This is a genomic window from Myxococcus sp. AB036A, from assembly GCF_006547355.1.
In the GTDB taxonomy this organism is placed as follows: Bacteria; Myxococcota; Myxococcia; order Myxococcales; family Myxococcaceae; genus Myxococcus; species Myxococcus virescens.
Genome location: NZ_VHLC01000028.1, coordinates 40,173 through 60,072, shown reverse-complemented (window position 1 = coordinate 60,072; position 19,900 = coordinate 40,173). Strand labels below are relative to the sequence as shown.

Below are 19,900 nucleotides of genomic sequence, written 5' to 3'. Positions count from 1 at the left end.
AGCGGAAGTCCGTGACAAGGAGCACGCGCACAGATGCACCGCGCCTCGCCGCCAGGAGGAATGTGCCTTGCACATCGCCCCTCGGAACATGAGGAGCGAAAGCTTGAGCCCCACCCACGAGATTCCCCCGGCCCCCGTCGAAACCAGGCGCCCTGAGCCCTGCCGCAACGGGACGCCCGCCGCCGCGCGGAGGGGCGCGCCATGAGCGAAGCCTCCTACGACGTCGCCATCATCGGAGGCGGCCCGGCGGGCGCGGCCATGGCCGTGGCCCTGCGAGACCTGGCGCCCTTCCTGTCCGTCGTCATGCTCGAGCGCACGGATTACGACACGCACCGCCCGGGCGAGACCTTGTCACCCGACCTCCGCATCCCTCTGTCCCGGCTCGGTGTCTGGAGCAGCTTCCTGCGCGATGGACACCTGGCTTCGCGCGGGACGTCCTCGTGCTGGGGCCGCGCGGAGCCCCGCGTCCAGGACACGCGGATGTCGCCTTGGGGCTCCGCCTGGCACCTGGACCGGGCGCGCTTCGACGAACGGCTCAGCCTGGAGGCAGCCCGGCAAGGCGTCCGCGTCCTTCGCCTGACGACCCTGCTGGACGTCGAGTCCATCGCGAAGGAGGGCTATCGGCTGCACCTCTCCCAACGCAAGACAGGCGCGCTCACGCTGCGGGCGCGCTTCGTCGTGGATGCGACCGGATGGAAAGCCACCTTCGCCATGACCCAGGGCGCGCGGCGCCGCATCCGCGACCGCTGCTTCACCGTTCATGGTGCGTTCCAGCTCCGGCCAGGGGAATCGTTCCCCACGGATGCCCTGGTGGAATCATGTCCGGAAGGCTGGTGGCACTCCGCGCGACTGCCCTCGGACTGTGTCGGCGTCACCCTGGTGGGTGATGGAGATTCCTTGCACGGACTGCGCTGGGCGACGCCGGAACCGTGGACGGCCCTGCTCGAACAAGCCCCCGTCACCCAGGCGAGGCTGGCGGCCTGCGACTTCGCCGGAGAGCCTCTCGTCGCGGCGCCCGTGCTCGTCGGCGAACTCGACCAGATGCACGGTGAGCGCTGGCTCGCCGTGGGCGATGCGGCCTGCACCCATGACCCGCTGTCCGCCCAGGGAATCATCAGCGCGCTGGACTCCGCGCTCCTCGCCGCGGAAGCCCTGGAGCAATACCTGCGCGGTGAAGAGGATGCGCTCTGCGCCTACGAGCAAACGCTTCATCTGCGCTTCGACGAACACCTGCGCAGGCGAAGCTGCACCTACCGCGAGGAGCAACGGTGGCCCGACGCGCCCTTTTGGAAGAACCGGCACACCGCCTTCCCCGCCCTGACGCCCGCCGCGGGGCAGCGCTCCGCGCCAGCGCCCACCGAGCTCGCGCCATGAGGCGCCGCGCGGCCCCGGCGCCTCTCAGAAAATCCAGAGGCGCTCCTTGGGGAACGCGAGTGTGTAGGCCCCCGGGGCCAACCACTGGCGCGTCGAGGCGCGCAGTGTCTGCCCTGCGGCATGGAACTGGTGCTCCCAGCGCCCGCCCACGTAGATGGAGCTCACCAGGGCGGCCGGGAGCCGGTTCTCCCCGGGCCCGGATGCCAGCTGGAGTTCCTCCACGCGGATGACGCCGGTGGCCGTCTCGCCCAAGGCGCCCTCGCCTCGCCGCAGGCCCCACAATGACTGGCTTCCCACCTGGAGCCGCGCCTCGCCCTCGCGCCGCTCCACCACGCGGCCGGACAAGGTGTTGTTCACCCCCATGAAGTCGGCGGCGAACAGGCTCTGGGGCTCCGTGTAGAGCTGCTCCGGCGTCCCGTCCTGCACCATCCGCCCACCGTCCAGCAGCATGATGCGGTCGGCGATGGCCATGGCCTCCACCTGGTCATGGGTGACGAAGAGCGCGGTGAGCCCCAGCCGCTTGATGAGCGCGCGAATCCACACGCGCGCCTCCTCCCGCAGCTTCGCGTCCAGGTTGGACAAGGGCTCATCCAGGAGCACCAGCGGCGGCCCGTAGACGAGCGCCCGCGCCAGCGCCACGCGCTGCTGCTGCCCACCGGAGAGCTGGCTGGGGAACCGGTCGCCATACCCCTCCAGGCCCACCCCCTGGAGCACCTCGCGCACGGCCCGCTCCACCTGCTCGCGGGGCTGCTTGCGCAGCCGCAGGCCGTAGGCCACGTTGTCGAACACCGTCTTGTGTGGCCACAGCGCGTAGGACTGGAACACCAGCCCCAGGTCACGCCGCTCTGGCGGCAGGTTCACCTTCGCCGCCGCGTCGAACACCGTGCGCTCACCAATGTGGATGCGCCCTCGCACCGGCGTCTCCAGCCCGGCGACGGAGCGCAGCAGCGTGGACTTGCCGCTGCCGGAGCGGCCCAGCAGCGCCACCACCTCGCCATCTCGGAAGTCGGCGGTGATGCCCTTCAGGATGTCAATCGCGCCGAGCCGGACGTGGAGGTCCTCGACGAACAACCGGGCCATGCGGTGACTTCCTTCCGGACAGGGAGCGCGTCCGGCCGGCATCGTGCGACAGCTCGCGGAAGGGGGCCAGCGCCAGCGCACCCTCAACGGGTGCTCCAGCGCCTCCACCGGCAACCGAGACACTCGAAGGCGGAGCCAGTCCAGCGGAAGGGTGCGTCGTGGCGGCGCTCCCGCCTCAGTAGACGCGACGGGGACCGGCCACAGGCGCCCGGCTGGCGGCCTTCGACCAGGTGACGCGGAAGGTGGCCGCCGTGCCGTCGAAGGCGATGGGCTTCACCTCCACATGCCCCGCGCCCGACGACCGCAGCGTCTCCGCCAGGAAGCCCGCCGCGAAGTCCGGCGTGTCCGCCGTGACGTCCTTCATCCACAGCGTGGCGCCGTCCTGCGTGGACTCCTCCACGCGGACCTCATTGAAGTTGTTGCCGGCCCGGACGTTGTACGGCACCCGCTCCAGCGTGCGCCGCGGCCCCAGCTGGGTGACGAGCGACAGGCTGGCCCGGCCCACCGAGGTCTGCCGGAAGCCCTGGAGGAAACGCGCGCCCAGCGCGAAGCTGGCCTCGTGCGGAGGCAGGGCCGGGAAGACATCCTGCGCCGCCACGCGAAGGAAGGCGCGCCACTGCTCCAATGTGTACTGGGGACGCAGCGGCTCCGACAGGTCGAGCCCCACCGCCTTCAAGCGCTGGCGTCCATCCCGGGTGAGATACGGCCCGAGCGCCCGCACGAAGAGCGCTTCCACGGACTGAGCGAAAATGAGCTTCTCTGACGCCATGCACGGAAGGTGGTAGCGGCAACCCCAAACGGGGAGTCGCGAGGCGCCCCAACCGTCAGCTATTCATCATCGTGGCAGGCGAATGAGGAAGGTCGTGCCCTCCGTCGCACTGGAGGCCACCTGCGCGTCCCCGTCATGCGCCCGGACAATCTGCCGGGTGATGTAGAGGCCCAGCCCTAGGCCGCTGGGCGCGCCCGCGTCACTGGCGGTGCGCCGGCCCCGGCGCCAGGCGCCGAAGACGTGGGGCAGGTCCTCCGCGGGGATGGGCGTGCCACGGTTGTGGATGCGCAGCACCACCTCATGCTCGGAGCCCTCGGCCCACACCCACACGGTGCTCTCCGCCGGGCTGTACTTCAGCGCGTTGGCCACCAGGTTGCCCACGGCCTGCTCCAGGCGGTCGGAGTCCCACTTCCCCAGGCCATCGCCCTTGGACTCCAGTTCCACCACCCGGCCAGGATGGCTGGCGCGCAGTTCGTCCACGGTGCGGCGCACCACCTCGAATACATCGCACGGCGAGCGCACCACCGGAATGCCGCCGCCCAGCCGCGAGCGCGCGAAGTCCAGCAGCTGGCGAATCATCCGGTCCATGCGCTCGGCGCTGGTGAGGATGCGCTCGGTGAGCATGCCCTGGCGCTCGTCCAGCCCACCCTTGCGCCGCAGCTGCTGCGCGGACATGGACAGCGCGTTGAGCGGGTTGCGCAGGTCATGCCCCAACATGCCAATGAACTGCTCGCGGAACTCCTCCGCGCTGCGCGACTCCGTGACGTCCCGCATGGAGGACATCACCGCCAGGACCTCGCCGCCGGCCCCCAGCGCGGGCGACAAGACGTAGTCGAAGTACCGCGGGCCCCGGTCCGAACCCAGGACCATGGTGCCTCGCTGCACCTGCCCCGTGCGAAGGGCCACCCGCACCTGTTCGAGGTACGGCGTCAGCGCCCCATCCGCGGCCTGCATCTCATCCAGTGTCCTGCCCGGTGCATGCACGGCGTGGCTGCCGCGTGAGGCATACAGGGACTGATTGGCCGACAGGACGCGCCCGGTCTCGTCGTAGAGCGCGATGGGGTCCGCCGCGCAGGAGATGGCCAACTCCAGGAGCTGGCGCTGGTGCACCACCTCGCGGGACAGCTCCTTCACCTCGCGCTCGGCCCGGCGCAGCCGGAGCAGCGCGTGGACCTGGGCCACCAGTTCCTCCGGGTCCACCGGCGCCACCAGGTAGCCGTCCGCGCCGTGCTCCAGGCCCTGCGCCCGATCGCCCGGCCCCACGGCCTGTGCGGACAGGTGGAGCACCAGGACACCCTGTGTGCGAGGCGTCTCCTTCAACCTCCGGCACACCTCCAGGCCGCTGATGTCCGGCAGCCGCACGTCCAGGATGACGAGGTCCGTGTCCTCGGTCACCAGGGCCAGCGCCTCCATCCCGGAAGCGGCGTCCACGACGCGGAAGCCCGCGAGCCCCAGCACGCGGGAGGTGACATAGCGGCTGGCCGCGTCGTCGTTGACGTTGAGGATGAGCGCGGAAGTGGGAGGCATACGGAGGTGTGCGGACCAGGCTCTTTCGTAGCCCCGCCTCCGCCTGAAGGCCAGATGTTACGGGCACCAACAGGCGCGCTGTCGGGGCAGGCAGACAAGCGACTGTCCAGGAACCCAGCAAAAAGTTCATGGCCAGTGCCGAACGAGCCGTTTCGCGATAGGGAAGGCCGCATGCGCCCTCCCTGTCGCCCTCTTCCCGCGGACGGCCGCTTCCTCCAGGCCGTGGGTCCCACTCCGCTCGTCCCCGTTCGTCTCCACGAGGAGGGCCCCACCATCTGGTGCAAGCTGGAGTTCCTCAACCCCAGCGGCTCCACCAAGGACCGCATCGCCCGCTACATGCTGGAGAAGGCGTGGCGTCAGGGGGAGCTCGTCCCCGGCGGCGAGGTCATCGAGGCGTCCAGCGGCTCCACGAGCATCGCCCTGGCGCTGGCTTGCGCCCAGATGGGCCTGCGCTTCACGGCGGTGATGCCGGAGGGCGTCACCGGGGAGCGCATCCTCACCATCCGCGCCTATGGTGGTGACGTGGTGCTGGTGCCGCGCGAAGCCGGCGTGCACGGCGCCATCGTGAAGGCGGAGGAGTTGGCGCGTGAGCGCAAGGCCTTCGCGCCGCGTCAGTTCGAGAACCTGGACAACGCCGAGGCCCACCGGGTGTGGACGGGCCAGGAGATTCTGTCGCAAATCCCGGGCGGGCTGGTGCACGGCGTGGTCAGCGGCGTAGGCACAGGCGGCACCGTGGTGGGCCTGTACCAGGCCTTCGCGGAAGCAGGCTGTCCGGTGACGGCCTTCGTGGCGCGCCCCATCGCCGGCCTGGGCTGCGACATCGAATGTTGCAGCTTCAGCCCCCGCGTCCCGGGCGTGGTGGATGGCATGTCCCGGCTGTACCGCGAGGCGGACATGCCGGGCCGCGTTGAAATCGACGTGTCGGACGACGTCGCCATGAGCACCGCCAGGGCGCTCATCCGCCGCGGCTTCCCGGTGGGACCGTCGTCCGGCCTCAACTACGTCGCCGCGGTGGAAGCCGCGAAGCGACTGGGCCCGGGGGCGCAGGTGGTGACGGTGTTCCCCGACCGCATGGAGCGCTACTTCTCCACCGAGCTCATCCAGCCCAAGCCCGTGCCAGCACGCGGCGCGGCATGAGTTGAATGGGAATGGCGCGGCGCGTGCGGAGTTGCACGCGCCGTCACGCCGCGCTATCTGCTGGGCAAGCCCACGCTCATGCTCGTCCGAGTCCTGACATTGCTGGTGGTCCTGGGGCTGCCTCCCATCGCGGGGGCGGCCGAGGGGCTGTTCCATCTCTGCCAGGGTACGGTGAAGCTGGACCTGACGTGTGTCTGCCCCCAGTCGAAGCGGACGAAGGCCGCGCCCGACGCTCAGGAAGCGGGCATCCGAGGCAACCACCACGACTGCTGCGGCGAACTCGCCGTGCAGCTCCCGGCGCCGGAGCCCGTCACCGCGAGCTCACGCCATGCGTGGGCGCTGACACCTCTGGCGGTGCTTCCCCAGGCTGTCCCAGAGGTGCCGCCAGCGCCCGAGTCCCTGCCCACGTCGTGGGTGCGCATCCGGGGCGTGCATCACGCCACCGCGCCACCGCTGTACCTGCAGCACTGCTCCTACCTCATTTGAGACGTCCGGCCCGCATGCGCTGAGGCCTGGCGGGTGGACGTGTGTCCACCGGCCGGATTCCGCCCGCCGCCGGTGACGTCCTTCTCCCGGCGACAGGCTCGTATCCCGTCATCTGGAGCAGGAAGTCATGTCACCCCATGGAACCTGGAGGCGGTCCGCTACGCGGGCCGTGCTCGCCACCGGCGTCGCCGTGTGGCTGGGCCCCGGCGCGGCCGGAGCCAATGACCAGCGGTATCAATCCCAACTCGAAGCCGTTGCCCGGCAGGCACCAGAGGCACAGGCACCAGAGCCCTTCACGAGCGCCCCCGTGCTGGAGCGCGCGGAGCTGGTGCGGCAGGTGCTCGCGCGCAACCCCTCGCTGGAAGCAGCGCGTGAGGCGTGGCGAGCCAGTCTCGAACGCTACCCGCGTGAGACGGCGCTCGAAGACCCGATGCTGACCTATGAGGTCGCGCCGCTGAGCATCACTGGCAGCGTGCCGTTCGGACAGGTCGTGGGGCTGAGCCAACAGCTCCCCTTCCCCGGCAAGCGCGGCCTGCGAGGGGAGATGGCGCTGGCGGAAGCGCAGGCGATGCGCGAGGACCGCGAGGCCCTGCGCCTGCGCCTGGCCCTCACGGCCTCCACGCTCTTCGATGACTTGTTCGTCGTGGAGCGCTCGCTCGCCGTCACGGCGGAGCACCTGCGGCTGCTCGGGCAGCTCAAGAAGAGCGCGGAGGCCCAATACGTCACCGGCCGTGCCTCGCAGCAGGATCCGCTCCAGGCGGAGGTGGAGCTGAGCGAGGTGCTGCGCGAACAGGTGATGTTCGAAGCCGAGCGCGAGCGGCTTCGCGCCCAGCTCAACGGCCTGCTGCACCGCGCCCCCCAGGCACCGCTGCCGCCGCTGCCGGAAGCCATGCCCGCGCATGCCGCGGAGTCCGTTCCCGCCGAACGGCTGCAAGACGAAGCGCTGCGCCTGCGCCCGGAGCTGGAGGGCCTGCGGGCCCGGCTCGGTGGAGGCGAGGCCGCCGTTCGGCTCGCGAAGCGCGACTACTACCCGGATGTCATGGTGATGGGTGAGTACAACTCCATGTGGATGGACACGCCCCACCAGTTCATGGCGGGCGTCACCCTCAACATCCCGCTCGACTTCGGCAAGCGGAAGGCCGCTGTGCGGGAGGCCGAATCCGGCCTGAAGCGCCTGCGCCGGGAGGAGGAGCAGCTCATCTCCGACATCCGCGTCGAGGTGGAGCAGGCGCGCTCGCGTGCCGAGGAGGCGCGGCGCGTGGTGGCGCTCTTTCAGGAGCGGCTCATCCCCGCGGCGAAGGACCAGGTGTCCGCCGCCCGCGCGGGCTTCGAGAGCGGCAAGAACAGCTTCCAGGTCCTCATCGAGGCGGAGCGCGGCCTGCGCCGCGTGGAGCTGCGTGAACAGACAGCCCTGGCGGACGTGCAGCGCCGCCGGGCGGAGTTGGACAAGGCCATGGGCCACACCCCGGGACTGCCCCGGAACGGAGAGACGCGATGAGCCCCCCGAACCGCCGCCGCATCGCCCCCTGGCTGGGAGTGGTTGCCCTCGCCGTACTCGTCGCCGTGGCCTGGAAGCCCCTCGCGGGCTGGTTCTTCGGCTCCACGTCCCACACCGGCACCGCGCCCGCGACGCATGAGGCGCACGGCGGCGCGGGCACGCCGCTGCCCGGCGCCGCCCTGGAGTACACGCGCGCGGCCTTCGAGTCCTACGAAGCCGCACGGGCCTTGCTCGCGCAGGACACCCTGGAAGGATTCGAGGCCAGGGCGGGAGCGCTGAAGGCCGCGCTCCAGCAGGCCGCCGAGGCCACACCGGGGGATGGCACGCCGCTGAAGGGCTGGCTCCAGCAGGGCGCGGACGGCGCCTCGCAACTCGCTTCGGCGAAGGACGCCGAGGCAGCGCGCCAGCACTTCGCGCGCGTGAGTGAAGCGCTCATCGCCCTGGCGTCCGCCGACCCGCGGCTCCAGGAAGGCTGGCACATCTTCGAATGCCCCATGGTGGAGGGGGTGAATCAGTGGCTCCAGCGCGAGCCCAAGCTGGAGAACCCGTACATGGGCCGGCGCATGCTGGCGTGTGGCACCACCAGCGAGTGGCGCTCGGCCGCTCCCGCGGGAGCTCACGGCGAGGGGGAAATCGCACACTACACCTGCCCCATGCACCCGTCGGTGAAGCAGCACGGCCCGGGCGCGTGCCCCATCTGCGGCATGGACCTGACGCCCGTCAGCCGCGCCGAGCTGGCGAGCGGCATCATCCGGGTGGACGACCTGCGGAGGCAGCGCATCGGCGTGAAGACGGCGAAGGTGGAGCAGGCCTCCATGGACCTGTCCCTGCGCGCGCTCGGCCGCGTCACCTTCGACGAGAAGTCGCTGGTGGACGTCACCCTCAAGCTGGACGGCTACATCCACGAGCTGCGCGTCAACGCCACGGGCGAGCCGGTGAAGAAGGGCGACGTCCTCTTCACCCTCTACAGCCCGGAGCTCTACGCCGCGCAGCAGGAGTACCTGCTGGCGCGTCAGAGCCAGAGCGCGGCCAACGCGTCGCTCGTGGGCGCGGCGCGCAAGCGGCTGGAGCTGTGGGGCCTGTCCGCGGCGCAAATCGAGCGCGTCGCCCAGCGAGGCCAGCCGGTGGAGAACATGCCCTTCCTGGCGCCTGCCAGCGGCTATGTGCTGGAGAAGAACGTGGTGGAGGGCGCGGCGGTGAAGGCCGGTGAGCGCCTGTTCCGCATCGCCCCGCTGGCGAAGGTGTGGGTGGAGGCGGACGTGTACGAGCAGGACCTGGCGCGCGTGAAGCCGGGCCATCCGGTGGAAGTCACCCTGCCCTACCTGCCTGGGAAGAAATACGCGGGCAGCGTCGGCTACGTGTACCCGTCCCTGCAAGGCGCCACGCGCACCGGGCGCATCCGCATCGAGCTGCCCAACCCGGAGCTGGAGCTGAAGCCGGACATGTACGCGGACGTCCGCTTCATCCTGCAGGGCGGCGCGCCGCGACTCCAGATTCCCGACTCGGCCGTCATCTACACCGGCCCGCGGCGGCTGGTGTTCGTGGACCTGGGCGAGGGCCGGCTGCGCCCCCAGGAAGTGAAGCTCGGCATCAAGGGCAACGGCACCTACGAGGTGCTGGAGGGGCTGTCCCCCGGCGACGTCGTCGTCACCAGCGGCAACTTCCTCATCGCGGCGGAGAGCCGCATCCGCTCCGCCACGGATGACTTCGGAGGCAGCCATGCAGCCCACTGAGAATGGCGGACAGAGCTTCATCGGCCGCATCATCGGTGCGTGCGCGCGCAACCCGTTCCTCACCATCCTGCTGGTGGGCGGCCTGGCGGCGTGGGCCGTCCACGCGGTTCGCAACACCAAGCTGGACGCCATCCCCGACCTGTCCGACACGCAGGTCATCGTCTTCACCGAATGGATGGGACGTGGGCCGGATCTGGTCGAGGACCAGATCACCTACCCCATCTCCTCCTCCCTGCTGTCGGCGCCGAAGGTGAAGGCCGTCCGTGGCCAGTCCATGTTCGGCATGTCCTTCATCTACGTCATCTTCGAGGACGGCACGGACATGTACTGGGCGCGCAGCCGCGTGCTCGAATACATGGAGACGGCGCGCGGACGCCTGCCCGCGGGTGTGACGCCCATGCTGGGTCCGGACGCCACCGGCGTGGGCTGGGTGTTCCAGTACGCGCTCGTGGACGAGAGCGGCAAGCACTCCCTGGCGGACCTGCGCAGCCTCCAGGACTGGAACGTGCGCTACGCGCTGTCCAGCGTGCCCGGCGTAGCGGAAGTCGCCAGCGTGGGCGGCATCGTCAAGCAGTACCAGGTGCAGGTGGACCCCAACCAACTGCGCGCCTACGGCGTGACGCTGGGCGAGGTGACACGCGCGGTCCGCGAGTCCAACGAGGACGTGGGCGGCCGGGTGATGGAAATCGCGGGCCACGAGCACATCATCCGAGGGCGTGGCTACATCCGCTCCACGCAGGACATCGAGAACATCCCGCTGAAGGTGAGCGGGGACGGCACGCCCGTGCTGGTGCGCAACGTGGCCACGGTGAGCCTGGGGCCGGACATCCGCCGGGGTGTCGCGGAGCTGGACGGCAAGGGCGAGGTGGCCGGCGGCATCGTCGTCATGCGCTACGGGGAGAACGCGCTCACCGTCATCGACGCGGTGAAGGAGCGCCTGGAGGAGGTGCGCGCGGGCCTGCCGGAGGGCGTGGAGCTGGTCGTCACCTATGACCGCTCGGGGCTCATCGAGGAGTCCATCAGCACGCTCAGCCGGGCGCTGGTGGAGGAGATGCTGGTGGTCAGCCTCATCATCTTCCTCTTCCTGATGCACGCGCGCAGCGCGCTGGTCACCATCTTCACGCTGCCCCTGGCGGTGCTGCTCGCCTTCATCCCCATGTACTACCAGGGGCTCACCGCCAACATCATGAGCCTGGGCGGCATCATCGTCGCCATTGGCGCCATGGTGGATGCCTCCATCATCATCGTGGAGAACATCCACAAGAAGCTGGAGGCGTGGGAGGCGGAAGGCCGCCCCGGTGAGCGGCGCGAGGTCATCATCTCCGCGATGCAGGAGGTGGGGCCCTCCATCTTCGGCACGCTGCTGGTGCTCACCGTCGCCTTCCTCCCCGTCTTCACGCTGGAGGCCACCGAAGGCCGGCTCTTCAAGCCGCTGGCGTACACGAAGACATACTCCATGGGCTTCGCCGCGGTGCTGGCGGTGACGCTGACGCCCGCGCTGGCGGTGCTCTTCATCCGCGGACGCATCCGCCGGGAGGACGAGAACCCCCTCAACCGCTGGCTGGTGGCCCTCTACATGCCGGTGGTGCGCTTCGTGGTGCGGCACGCCAAGGTGGTGGTGGCGCTGTCCGTGGTGGCCATGGCGATGACGGTGCCGGCCTTCATGCGGCTGGGCCATGAGTTCATGCCGCCGCTCAACGAAGGCGCCATCCTCTACATGCCCACCTCGCCGCCGGGCATGTCCATCACCGAGGCCACGCGCATCCTCCAGTCCATGGACGCGGAGCTGAAGCGCATTCCAGAGGTGGTCAGCGTCTTCGGCAAGGCGGGCCGCGCGGAGACGGCCACGGACCCGGCGCCCCTGTCCATGTTCGAGACGACGGTGGTGCTCAAGCCGAAGTCCGAGTGGCGCAAGGGCCTCACCTGGGAAGCCCTGCTGACGGAGATGGACGAGACGCTCCAGTACCCGGGCATGCCCAACATCTTCTGGATGCCCATCCAGACGCGCACGGAGATGCTGGCCACCGGCATCCGAAGTCCGCTGGGCATCCAGGTGTTTGGCGACAACCTGGACACGCTGGAGCAGGCAGCGGTGGCCATTGAAAAGGCCGTGGCCCAGGTGCCCGGCACGCGCAGCGCGTTCGCGGACCGCTCCACCGGCGGCTTCTACGTGGACATCGAGGTGAAGCGGGAAGAGGCCGCGCGCCTGGGCCTGGGCGTGAAGGACATCAACGAGGTGGTGATGGGCGCCATCGGCGGAGAGAACGTCTCCCAGACGGTGGAGGGCCGCGAGCGCTACCCCATCAACGTGCGCTACGCGCGTGAGTACCGCGACAGCCCCGAACTGTTGAAGGAGGTGCTGGTCCCCACTCCGGCCGGCGCGCAGGTGCCGTTGGCCCAGGTGGCGGACGTGCGCTTCGTGCAGGGCCCGCCGATGATTCGCAGCGAGGGCGGCAAGCTCGTCACCTACGTCTTCGTGGACACCGCGCGGCCCATCGCGGACTACGTGAAGGACGCGAAGGCGGCGGTGGCGCGCGAGGTGAAGACGCCCACCGGCGTGCGCGTGGAGTGGAGCGGTCAGTTCAAGTACTTCGAGCGCGCCACGGAGAAGCTCAAGGTGGTGATTCCCGTCACCCTGCTGCTGGTGTGCCTGCTGCTGTACTTCAGCACGAAGTCCGTGGTGGAGATGGGCATCGTCCTGCTGGCGGTGCCCTTCAGCCTGATTGGCGCGGTGTGGCTGCTGTACCTGCTCGACTACAACATGAGCATCGCCGTGTGGGTGGGGCTCATCGCGCTGGCCGGGCTCGACGCGGAGACGGGCGTGGTGATGCTGCTCTACCTCACCCTGGCCCATAGGAAGGCGGACCAGGAGGGCCGGCTGCGCTCCATGGCCGACCTGACGGAGACCATCGTTGATGGCGCGGCGCGTCGTATCCGTCCCAAGTTGATGACGGTGATGACGGACATGATTGGCCTGCTCCCCGTGCTGTGGAGCACCGGCACGGGCGCGGACGTGATGAAGCGCATCGCTGCGCCGCTGGTGGGCGGACTCGTGACGTCGTTTCTACTCGAGCTGACCGTGTATCCGGCCATCTTCGCCCTCTGGAAGCGGCGCCACCTTCCCCAGGAGCAGCCAGAGGAAGGCACAGGAGAGCCACCCCTGCCCGCCGAAACTCAGACAGCCTGAAAAGTTGCAATCTGGCTGAACCTGGACACCCAAGTTCGCCCCGGGAGTTACGCAACTCCCGGGGCCTGGGCGCCGATAATCCGGGCAGATTCACGCAGCCTCTACCCCCTGGAAGCCCTCATGAGCCTTCGCCTGCCCTCGCTCTCCTCCGTGTTCCGCGCCCCTCAGGCGCAGGCCCCTCGTACCGCCGCCGCCGCGGCCTCCACGGTCTCCGCGCCGCCTGCGGGCCTGCGCAAGGGCGACTCCGGGCCCAAGGTGAAGCAGTTGCAGGATGCGCTCGTGAAGGTGGGCTACATGACGAAGGCCCAGGTGACCACGGGCCCCGGCACCTTCGGTCCGCAGACGGAAACGGCGGTGAAGAAGTTCCAGGCGGACAACAAGCTGCCCACCACCGGCTTCTACGGTGACCTCACGCACGCGGCGCTGAAGAAGGCGCTGGGCACCAGCGGCCCCACCACACCCACCACCCCGGGCGGCAAGTTCACCAAGCCCGCGGTCATCAACGCGCCCTCGCCGAACCAGAACTCGCGCGGCGGGACGAAGATCGACACCATCGTCATGCACCACACCGCGACCAACAACGGCTCGGGCGACCTGGCGTGGATGCGCAATCCGCAGAGCAAGGTGTCCGCGCACTACATGGTGGACCGCGACGGGAAGATCTATCAGCTGGTCGGTGACGACAAGCGCGCCTGGCACGCGGGCAAGGGCGAGCTGCACGGCGTGCCCTCGGACATCAACAACCGCTCCATCGGCATCGAAATCGTGAACGACGGCAGCGGCAAGACGCCCTTCACCGAGGCGCAGTACAAGTCGCTCACCCAGCTCACCGGTTACCTGAAGCAGCAGCACAACATTCCGATGAAGAACATCGTGGGCCACGCCGACGTGGCGGTTCCCAAGGGCCGCAAGAACGACCCGGCGCCCAACTTCGATTGGAACCGGCTGCGCAAGGGCATCTCCTGACAGTCGTCTTCCCCTGCGTGCGAGGAGGCTCACCAGGTGTGAGTCCCTCGCACGCATTGCGTTTGGAAACGTGGTAGAAGGTCGCCAGCGTGCTCCGAATCTGGCTCATCGTCTGCCTGTTCCTGTTCGCCCCGGGCCTGGGGGGCTTGATGCCCACCCTCACCGGCGCGGTGGGCGAGGTCTGCACGCAGACCTGCCCGGACGATGATGACCAGGGGCAGTGCGCCCCGGACTGCACCGACTGCACCTGCTGTGCCCACGTGCGCACCGTGGCCGCGCATGCCCCGCCGCTTTCCTTCGTGCTGCTCGTGTCGCGACCCTTGCGCGTCGCCTACGAGAAGGCCGAACCGTTGTCGGCCGACGGGCGCGACATCCTCCACGTCCCCATAGTCCCCCTCGCGTAGGTCGCGTCCGCCGTCTCGTTCGCTCGCGTCCGCCAGGACAGGTGTGCCCGTGTGTCATCGCGGGGCACGCTCCACCTGACGCACGCCTCCCTTTCGCGAGGTCATCGCCGTGCCCCATCCACTCACGGTGGCAGCCTTCGGGCTCGCCGCCGCACTCGTATTTCCGCGTGTCGCCGCGGCCCAGCCGGGCTCCGCCGACGCAGCGCTGTCCCTTGAAGAAACCCTGGCCCTGGCCCGCCAGCGCGCACCCGCGCTGCTGGATGCCGCGGGCCGCGCCGCCGAGGCCCAGGGCCCCGTGGCGGCCGCCGCATCGCTGCTGAACGACAACCCCACCTTCGAGCTCCAGGCGGGCCCGCGCAGTGCCCCTGGTTCGCCTGGAAACCCCGCCGTGCGTGGGGCGGACTTGAGCGTGGGCATCAGCCAATCCTTCGAGCTGGGTGGAAAGGGCGGCGCCCGCCGGGACTCCGCGCGCGCCGGTCTGGAGATGGCGACGGCCCACCAGCGCGACGCCGAGCGCCGGGTGTTGGGCGACGTCGCCGCGCGCTTCCTCCAGGCGCTGCATGCGCGGGAGCGGCTGAGCCTCGCGCGAGAAGCCGAGGCCGCCGCCCGGGAGACCGCGAACTCCGCCCAGCGGCGTTTCGAGGCCGGTGATGTGCCCGTGGTGGACGTCAACGTGGCGCGCGTGTCCCTGGCCCGCATGCGCGCGGAGGTGGCCACCGCGGAGGGGGACGAGGCCGTCCATCTCCACCAGTTGCGCGCGATGTTGGGCCTTCCGCTCACGCATCCGTTGGCCATCCGCGGTGAGCTGCGCGTGCTCGCGCTCCAGCCTGTCACGGAGGCGAAGACAGACACCGTGGCGGCGCGGCCCGATATCGCCGCGTTGGAAGCGGAACTCGCCCAGGCGGATGCCGACCGCCGCATGGGCCGGGCGAGCGTCTGGCCGGACATCACCGCGGGGTTTCTGTACCAGCGGGAGATTGATGAAATCGCCTACCTCGGCGCCCTGAGCGTGCCGCTGCCGATCTTCGACCGGGGAGACAACGCCCGGGTGACGGGCGAGGCCCGCGTGCGCCGGCTCCAATCCCTGCTGGCCGCGGCGCGGTTGGAAGTGGACGTCCAGGTGGAGGCCGCGCGCGTGCAGCACCGCAAGCGGCTGGAAGCCGTGACGCTGCTGGAAGCCGACGCCCTGCCGCTGCTCAGTGACAACGAAAGTCTCGCTCGCCGCTCCTACGAAGCCGGAGAGATGGGCCTCGCCGAATTCCTCCTCGTTCGCCGCGACACGCTGGAAGCGCGTGCCGCCTACCTCGACAGCCTCCTCCAGGCGGCCCTCGCCCGCGTCCAACTGGCCGCGGAGACCGGAGCCCTTCCATGAAGCCCCTCCACGCCGCAGTGGCCGCCCTCCTCCTGCTCACCGCCTGCAAGCGCGAGACGCCGCACGACGAGCAAGAACATGGACATGACGAGCCCGCCGCCCAGGCAGGTGCCCACCACGACGAGCATGGCGAGCCCCACGTCCGCATCGCGTCGGAGATGTTGAGAGACCTGCGCATCACCACCGCGCCCGTGGGCGTGCGACCGGGCGGTGAGAATGTCACCGTCCTGGGAGAGCTCACCTTCAGCGAGGACGCCTACGCGGAGGTGGCCTCCCCCATCGCCGCCCGCGTGAGCGCCGTCTTCGCCACCACCGGTCAGGCGGTGAAGCAGGGCGAAAAGCTCGCGGACCTGCGCAGCCCCGAGCTGGGCAAGGCGCGCGCGGCGCTGCAAGCGGCCCAGGCCCAGGCCCAGGCCGCGCGTCAGGCCGCCGAGCGCAAGCGCACGCTCGCGGACGAGCGCATCATCGCGAGCAAGGACGTGCAAGCCGCCGAAGCAGAGGCCGCCGCCGCCGAGGCCTCGGTCGCCGCCGCGCGCGCGGAGCTGGTGGCCCTGGGCGTGAGCGAAGAAGAGCTGCGCGGTGGCAACGTCCCCCCGGGCTTCGTCCTGCGCGCCCCCCTGTCCGGCACCGTCGTCGAACGCACCGCGCGGATGGGGCAGATGGCGGACCCCAACCTGCCGCTGTTCTGCATTGGTGACGTGTCCTCGCTGTGGCTGGTGGTGCACGCCTTCGAGCGTGACGCCGTGCGCATCCAGCGTGGCACGCAGGCCCGCATCACCTTCGCGGCCTTTCCGGGCCAGGAGTTCATGGCGAAGGTGGGCCACGTGGGGCAGCGCGTGGATGCGACTTCACGCACCATCCCCGTGAGGCTGGAGCTGGACAACGCCGACGGCCAGCTTCGGCCCGGCATGTCCGCGTCGGCCTACATCCCGTTGGGGGACCCGGGAGCGCCCATCACCGCCGTGCCCGCGGCGGCGCTCCAGCGGCTGGAAGGTGGCTGGGTGGCCTTCCTGCCCACGGACGCGCGCGGCGTCTTCGAGCGACGCGAGGTGGGCCGGGGCCGCACGCTGGGCGGCGACGTGGAGGTCCTCACCGGACTGAAGCCTGGCGAGCAGGTGGTGGTGGAAGGCGCGTTCCTGCTCAAGGCAGAGGCAGAGAAGTTGAGCGGCGGAGGGAGTGACGGCCATGCCCACTGAGGCCCCCAACTCCTTGATGAACCGCATCCTACGGTCCTCCTTCGCCCGGCCTGGTCTCACCGTGGTGCTGGCCCTGGCGCTCTCCGCCTTCGGCGCGGTGGCGCTCAAGGGGCTGACGCGCGACGTGTTCCCGGACCTGTCCGCGCCCATCTTCAACGTCATCGTGCAGAACCCGGCGATGGGCGCGCAGGAGCTGGAGACGGCCGTGGCCATCCCCATGGAGGTGGCGCTCGCGGGCCTGCCCGAGGTGCGCCGCATCCGCTCCACCTCGCAGCTGGGCGTCACCCAGCTCACGGTGGAGTTCGAGCCAGACGCCGACTACTTCCGCAGCCGGCAGTACGTCGTCGAGCGCGTGGCCCAGGCGCAGAGCGAGCTCCCACCGGGCACGGACGCGCCGCTGGTCTCCAGCCTCACCGGGCGGCTCAACGAGGTGTTCGAGTTCACCCTGGAAGCGGAGCCCGGCGCGGCGGAGCTGATGACGCTGCGGGATTTGGCCGAGTTCGAGGTGAAGAACCGGCTGCTCGCCGTGCCCGGCGTCGCCGGCGTGGAGCGCCTGGGTGGCTACCTGCGCCAGTTCCAGGTGCAGCTCGACCCGGACCAGATGGTGGCGCGCGGCATCACCCTGAACCAGGTGGAGCACGCGCTGGAGGGCGCGAACCTGAACGCCTCGGGCGGCTTCGTGGTGCAGGGCCCCATGGAGTGGACGGTGCGCGCGGTGGGGCGCGCGGAGTCCGTGGAGGACCTGCGCGACACCGTGGTCGCCGTGCGCGACAGCACGCCCGTGCTGCTGGGTGACGTGGCCGACATCCGCGAGGCCCCCGCCGTGCGCCGAGGCATCGCCCACCGGCTGAAGGGCGAGGTGGTGAGCTGCCGGGTCATCAAGCAGTTCGGCGCGGACACACAGCAGGTAACGGCGGGCATCCGCGTCGCCATCCAGGAGTTGAAACAGGGCCTGCCTCCCGGTGTGCAACTCCGCATCGTGTATGACCAGTCGGTGCTGGTGGACTCCGCGCTGGGCGGCGTCAGCCGGGCCATCCTGCTGGGCGCGGTGCTGGTGGTGCTCGTGCTCTTCCTGCTCCTGGGAGACTGGCGCGCGGCGCTCATCGTCACGCTCACCCTGCCCCTGTCTCTGGCGCTGGCGGGCGTGCTGTTGAAGTTCGCCGGCATCGGCATCAACACGATGACGCTGGGAGGACTGGCCATCGCCGTGGGCCTGCTGGTGGACGCGGCCATCATCGTCACGGAGAACATCGTCCACCGCTTGCGTGAAGCGAAGGGCAAGGCTTCGCGGCGCGACGTGGCGCTGGCGGCATCCATGGAGATGGCCCGGCCCATCGCCTTCGCCACGCTCATCGTCGTCTCCGTGTTCATCCCCCTGTTCGCCATGACGGGCATCGAGGGGCGCATGTACCAACCGCTCGCCGCGGCCGTGGTGGCCTGCCTGACGGCGTCGTTGGGACTGGCGCTGACGCTGGTGCCGGTGGCGTCCGGACTCTTCCTGCGCGCGCCCCGCGAAGGACAGCCCGAGGACGTGTGGCTCATCCGCAAAATCAAGCACGTCTACGCGCCCATGTTGGAGGCGTGCATGCGCCACGCGGGCCTCGTGCGGCTGGTGGCCCTGGCCGTCACCGTGCCCGCCCTGTCACTGGCCTTCGTGGTGGGCAGCGACTTCATGCCGAAGCTGGATGAAGGCGCGCTGCTGCTCCAGACAGTGCTGCCGCCGGAGGCCTCGCTGGAGGAGGTGGACCGGCTCAACCACCTGGTGGAGGACGCACTGCTGAAGTTCCCGGAGGTGGACGACGTGGTGCGCCGCACGGGCCGCGCCGAACGCACGGAGGACCCGATGCCGCACACGCTGTCGGACGTGCTCGTCATCCTCAAGCCGGAGCGGGGACGTTCGATGGAGGAGTTGGAAGCCGCGATGCGCGAGGCGGTGGGACAGGTCCCTGGCGTGTCGACGCTGTTCACCACGCCCCTGGGCATGCGCATCGATGAAGGGCTGGGCGGCAGCCCCGCGGACATCTCCGTGCGCATCTTCGGGCCGGAGCTGGAGACGCTGGCCGGACTGGCCGAGCGGGCGCAGGCCATCATGACGAAGGTGGAAGGCGTGGAGGACCTGCGGGCGGAGAAGCTGACCGGCCTTCCCCAGCTCCGCATCACCGTGAACCGCGCCGCGGTGGCGCGCGTGGGCCTGACACCCGGAGACGTCATCCACGCCGTGAAGGTGGGAATGGTGGGCCAGGAGTTCGCCCAGGTGTGGAAGGGCCAGCGCCGCTATGACTTGCTGCTGCGGCTGGCGGACCACCGCCGGGGCGACGCCACCGCCATCCGGGGCCTGCTGGTGGACGGGCATGACGGCACGCGCATTCCGTTGAGCCAACTGGCCACCATCGAGGAGACGTTCGGCGCGGGCAGCATCCGCCGCGAAGCGGGCAGCCGGCGCATCGCCGTGGAAGCCAGCGTCGCAGGCCGGGATTTGGGCAGTACGGCGGCCGAGGTGCGCGAGCGGCTGGCGGCGGAGCTGAAGCTGCCCACCGGCTACTTCCTGGACGTGGGCGGCCGGGTGGAGAGCCAGCAGCGCGCCGCGCAGGCGATGACGGTCGCCATCGCGGTGGCCCTGCTCGCGGTGTTCATCCTGCTGTACCTGGCGCTGGGCTCGCTGGCGGAGTCGCTGGTCATCATCGCCACCCTGCCGGACGCCTTCGTCGGCGGCATCCTCGCGCTGCTCATCGCCGGGGAGACGTGGAACGTGTCCAGCCTGGTGGGCCTCATCGGCCTGTTTGGCATTGCCGTCCAGAATGGCCTGGTGCTGGTGGCGCAGACGAAGCTGCTCATGCAGCACGGAAAGCCCTTCGATGAGGCCATTCGAGAGGCGAGCATCGGCCGCGTCCGCCCCAAGCTGATGACAGCTGGCACCGCCATCCTGGGCCTGCTGCCGCTGCTGGTGCTGCCACTGCACGGCACGGAAGTGGAGCGCCCCCTGGCCGTCGTCATGGTGGGCGGGCTCGTCACCTCCACGCTGTTCACCCTGCTGGTGCTGCCCACCTTCTATGCCTTCGTGCACGGGTGGCAGGAGCGGGTGACACAGCGGCTGGCCGCCCGGAAGGCTGCTCGGGCACAGACGTCAGTGGCGCCCTGAGACGACGCACCGCCAGGGGAGCCGCCGCCCTG

14 protein-coding genes are annotated in these 19,900 nt (G+C 70.1%); 11 read left to right on the top strand and 3 right to left on the bottom strand.

Annotated elements, in window-relative coordinates; all coding sequences use genetic code 11:
- Positions 1 to 201: 201 nt before the first annotated feature.
- The gene (locus tag FL344_RS14305) at positions 202 to 1,374 is read left to right on the top strand and encodes an FAD-dependent monooxygenase (RefSeq protein WP_141618925.1); all 1,173 of its coding nucleotides are present in this window, start codon (positions 202 to 204) and stop codon (positions 1,372 to 1,374) included.
- Positions 1,375 to 1,398: 24 nt separating this feature from the next.
- Here the strand turns inward: FL344_RS14305 and FL344_RS14300 are convergent, their stop codons facing one another.
- The 3 genes from FL344_RS14300 to FL344_RS14290 all read right to left on the bottom strand — a co-directional run bounded on the left by FL344_RS14300 (position 1,399) and on the right by FL344_RS14290 (position 4,750).
- Positions 1,399 to 2,454, bottom strand: a complete 1,056-nt coding sequence (locus FL344_RS14300; protein WP_141618924.1) for an ABC transporter ATP-binding protein — start codon at positions 2,452 to 2,454, stop codon at positions 1,399 to 1,401.
- 175 nt (positions 2,455 to 2,629) lie between these two features.
- Positions 2,630 to 3,223, bottom strand: coding sequence for a DUF2378 family protein (locus tag FL344_RS14295; RefSeq protein ID WP_141618923.1), 594 nt, complete (start codon positions 3,221 to 3,223; stop codon positions 2,630 to 2,632).
- Between the two features lie 66 nt (positions 3,224 to 3,289).
- Positions 3,290 to 4,750: an ATP-binding protein gene (locus tag FL344_RS14290; protein ID WP_141618922.1), complete on the bottom strand. Its 1,461-nt coding sequence runs from the start codon at positions 4,748 to 4,750 to the stop codon at positions 3,290 to 3,292.
- Between the two features lie 171 nt (positions 4,751 to 4,921).
- Between FL344_RS14290 and FL344_RS14285 the strand changes: the two genes are divergently transcribed.
- The 10 genes from FL344_RS14285 (at position 4,922) to FL344_RS14240 (ending at position 19,868) form a co-directional block, all read left to right on the top strand.
- Positions 4,922 to 5,887 (top strand): PLP-dependent cysteine synthase family protein, encoded by a 966-nt coding sequence (locus FL344_RS14285; RefSeq protein WP_011551113.1) that lies wholly within the window; start codon positions 4,922 to 4,924, stop codon positions 5,885 to 5,887.
- A 78-nt stretch (positions 5,888 to 5,965) separates the two neighbouring features.
- The gene (locus FL344_RS14280) at positions 5,966 to 6,373 is read left to right on the top strand and encodes a hypothetical protein (RefSeq protein WP_141588257.1); all 408 of its coding nucleotides are present in this window, start codon (positions 5,966 to 5,968) and stop codon (positions 6,371 to 6,373) included.
- A 127-nt stretch (positions 6,374 to 6,500) separates the two neighbouring features.
- Positions 6,501 to 7,871, top strand: coding sequence for a TolC family protein (locus FL344_RS14275; protein WP_141618921.1), 1,371 nt, complete (start codon positions 6,501 to 6,503; stop codon positions 7,869 to 7,871).
- Positions 7,868 to 9,604, top strand: coding sequence for an efflux RND transporter periplasmic adaptor subunit (locus FL344_RS14270; protein ID WP_194863108.1), 1,737 nt, complete (start codon positions 7,868 to 7,870; stop codon positions 9,602 to 9,604). Before FL344_RS14275 ends, FL344_RS14270 begins: the two co-directional genes overlap by 4 nt.
- Complete coding sequence (locus FL344_RS14265; RefSeq protein ID WP_141618920.1) at positions 9,591 to 12,791, top strand: efflux RND transporter permease subunit; 3,201 nt, start codon at positions 9,591 to 9,593, stop codon at positions 12,789 to 12,791. The genes FL344_RS14270 and FL344_RS14265 overlap by 14 nt, the downstream gene beginning before the upstream one ends.
- Before the next feature lie 120 nt (positions 12,792 to 12,911).
- Complete coding sequence (locus tag FL344_RS14260; RefSeq protein ID WP_141588260.1) at positions 12,912 to 13,757, top strand: N-acetylmuramoyl-L-alanine amidase; 846 nt, start codon at positions 12,912 to 12,914, stop codon at positions 13,755 to 13,757.
- An 89-nt stretch (positions 13,758 to 13,846) separates the two neighbouring features.
- Entirely contained in the window at positions 13,847 to 14,161 is a 315-nt protein-coding gene (locus FL344_RS14255; RefSeq protein WP_141588261.1) for a hypothetical protein, read from the top strand.
- A 109-nt stretch (positions 14,162 to 14,270) separates the two neighbouring features.
- Positions 14,271 to 15,533 (top strand): TolC family protein, encoded by a 1,263-nt coding sequence (locus tag FL344_RS14250; protein ID WP_141618919.1) that lies wholly within the window; start codon positions 14,271 to 14,273, stop codon positions 15,531 to 15,533.
- A complete protein-coding gene (locus FL344_RS14245; protein ID WP_141618918.1) occupies positions 15,530 to 16,729 on the top strand; it encodes an efflux RND transporter periplasmic adaptor subunit in 1,200 nt (399 codons plus the stop codon). Before FL344_RS14250 ends, FL344_RS14245 begins: the two co-directional genes overlap by 4 nt.
- Positions 16,719 to 19,868, top strand: a complete 3,150-nt coding sequence (locus tag FL344_RS14240) for an efflux RND transporter permease subunit (protein ID WP_194863107.1) — start codon at positions 16,719 to 16,721, stop codon at positions 19,866 to 19,868. Before FL344_RS14245 ends, FL344_RS14240 begins: the two co-directional genes overlap by 11 nt.
- Positions 19,869 to 19,900 lie beyond the last annotated feature (32 nt).

Bases quoted from the DNA above. Each gene is read 5' to 3' on its own strand.
- FL344_RS14305 (WP_141618925.1), top strand. From the start codon at position 202: ATGAGCGAAGCCTCCTACGACGTCGCCATCATCGGAGGCGGCCCGGCG.
- FL344_RS14300 (WP_141618924.1), bottom strand. From the start codon at position 2,454: ATGGCCCGGTTGTTCGTCGAGGACCTCCACGTCCGGCTCGGCGCGATT.
- FL344_RS14295 (WP_141618923.1), bottom strand. From the start codon at position 3,223: ATGGCGTCAGAGAAGCTCATTTTCGCTCAGTCCGTGGAAGCGCTCTTC.
- FL344_RS14290 (WP_141618922.1), bottom strand. From the start codon at position 4,750: ATGCCTCCCACTTCCGCGCTCATCCTCAACGTCAACGACGACGCGGCC.
- FL344_RS14285 (WP_011551113.1), top strand. From the start codon at position 4,922: ATGCGCCCTCCCTGTCGCCCTCTTCCCGCGGACGGCCGCTTCCTCCAG.
- FL344_RS14280 (WP_141588257.1), top strand. From the start codon at position 5,966: ATGCTCGTCCGAGTCCTGACATTGCTGGTGGTCCTGGGGCTGCCTCCC.
- FL344_RS14275 (WP_141618921.1), top strand. From the start codon at position 6,501: ATGTCACCCCATGGAACCTGGAGGCGGTCCGCTACGCGGGCCGTGCTC.
- FL344_RS14270 (WP_194863108.1), top strand. From the start codon at position 7,868: ATGAGCCCCCCGAACCGCCGCCGCATCGCCCCCTGGCTGGGAGTGGTT.
- FL344_RS14265 (WP_141618920.1), top strand. From the start codon at position 9,591: ATGCAGCCCACTGAGAATGGCGGACAGAGCTTCATCGGCCGCATCATC.
- FL344_RS14260 (WP_141588260.1), top strand. From the start codon at position 12,912: ATGAGCCTTCGCCTGCCCTCGCTCTCCTCCGTGTTCCGCGCCCCTCAG.
- FL344_RS14245 (WP_141618918.1), top strand. From the start codon at position 15,530: ATGAAGCCCCTCCACGCCGCAGTGGCCGCCCTCCTCCTGCTCACCGCC.
- FL344_RS14240 (WP_194863107.1), top strand. From the start codon at position 16,719: ATGCCCACTGAGGCCCCCAACTCCTTGATGAACCGCATCCTACGGTCC.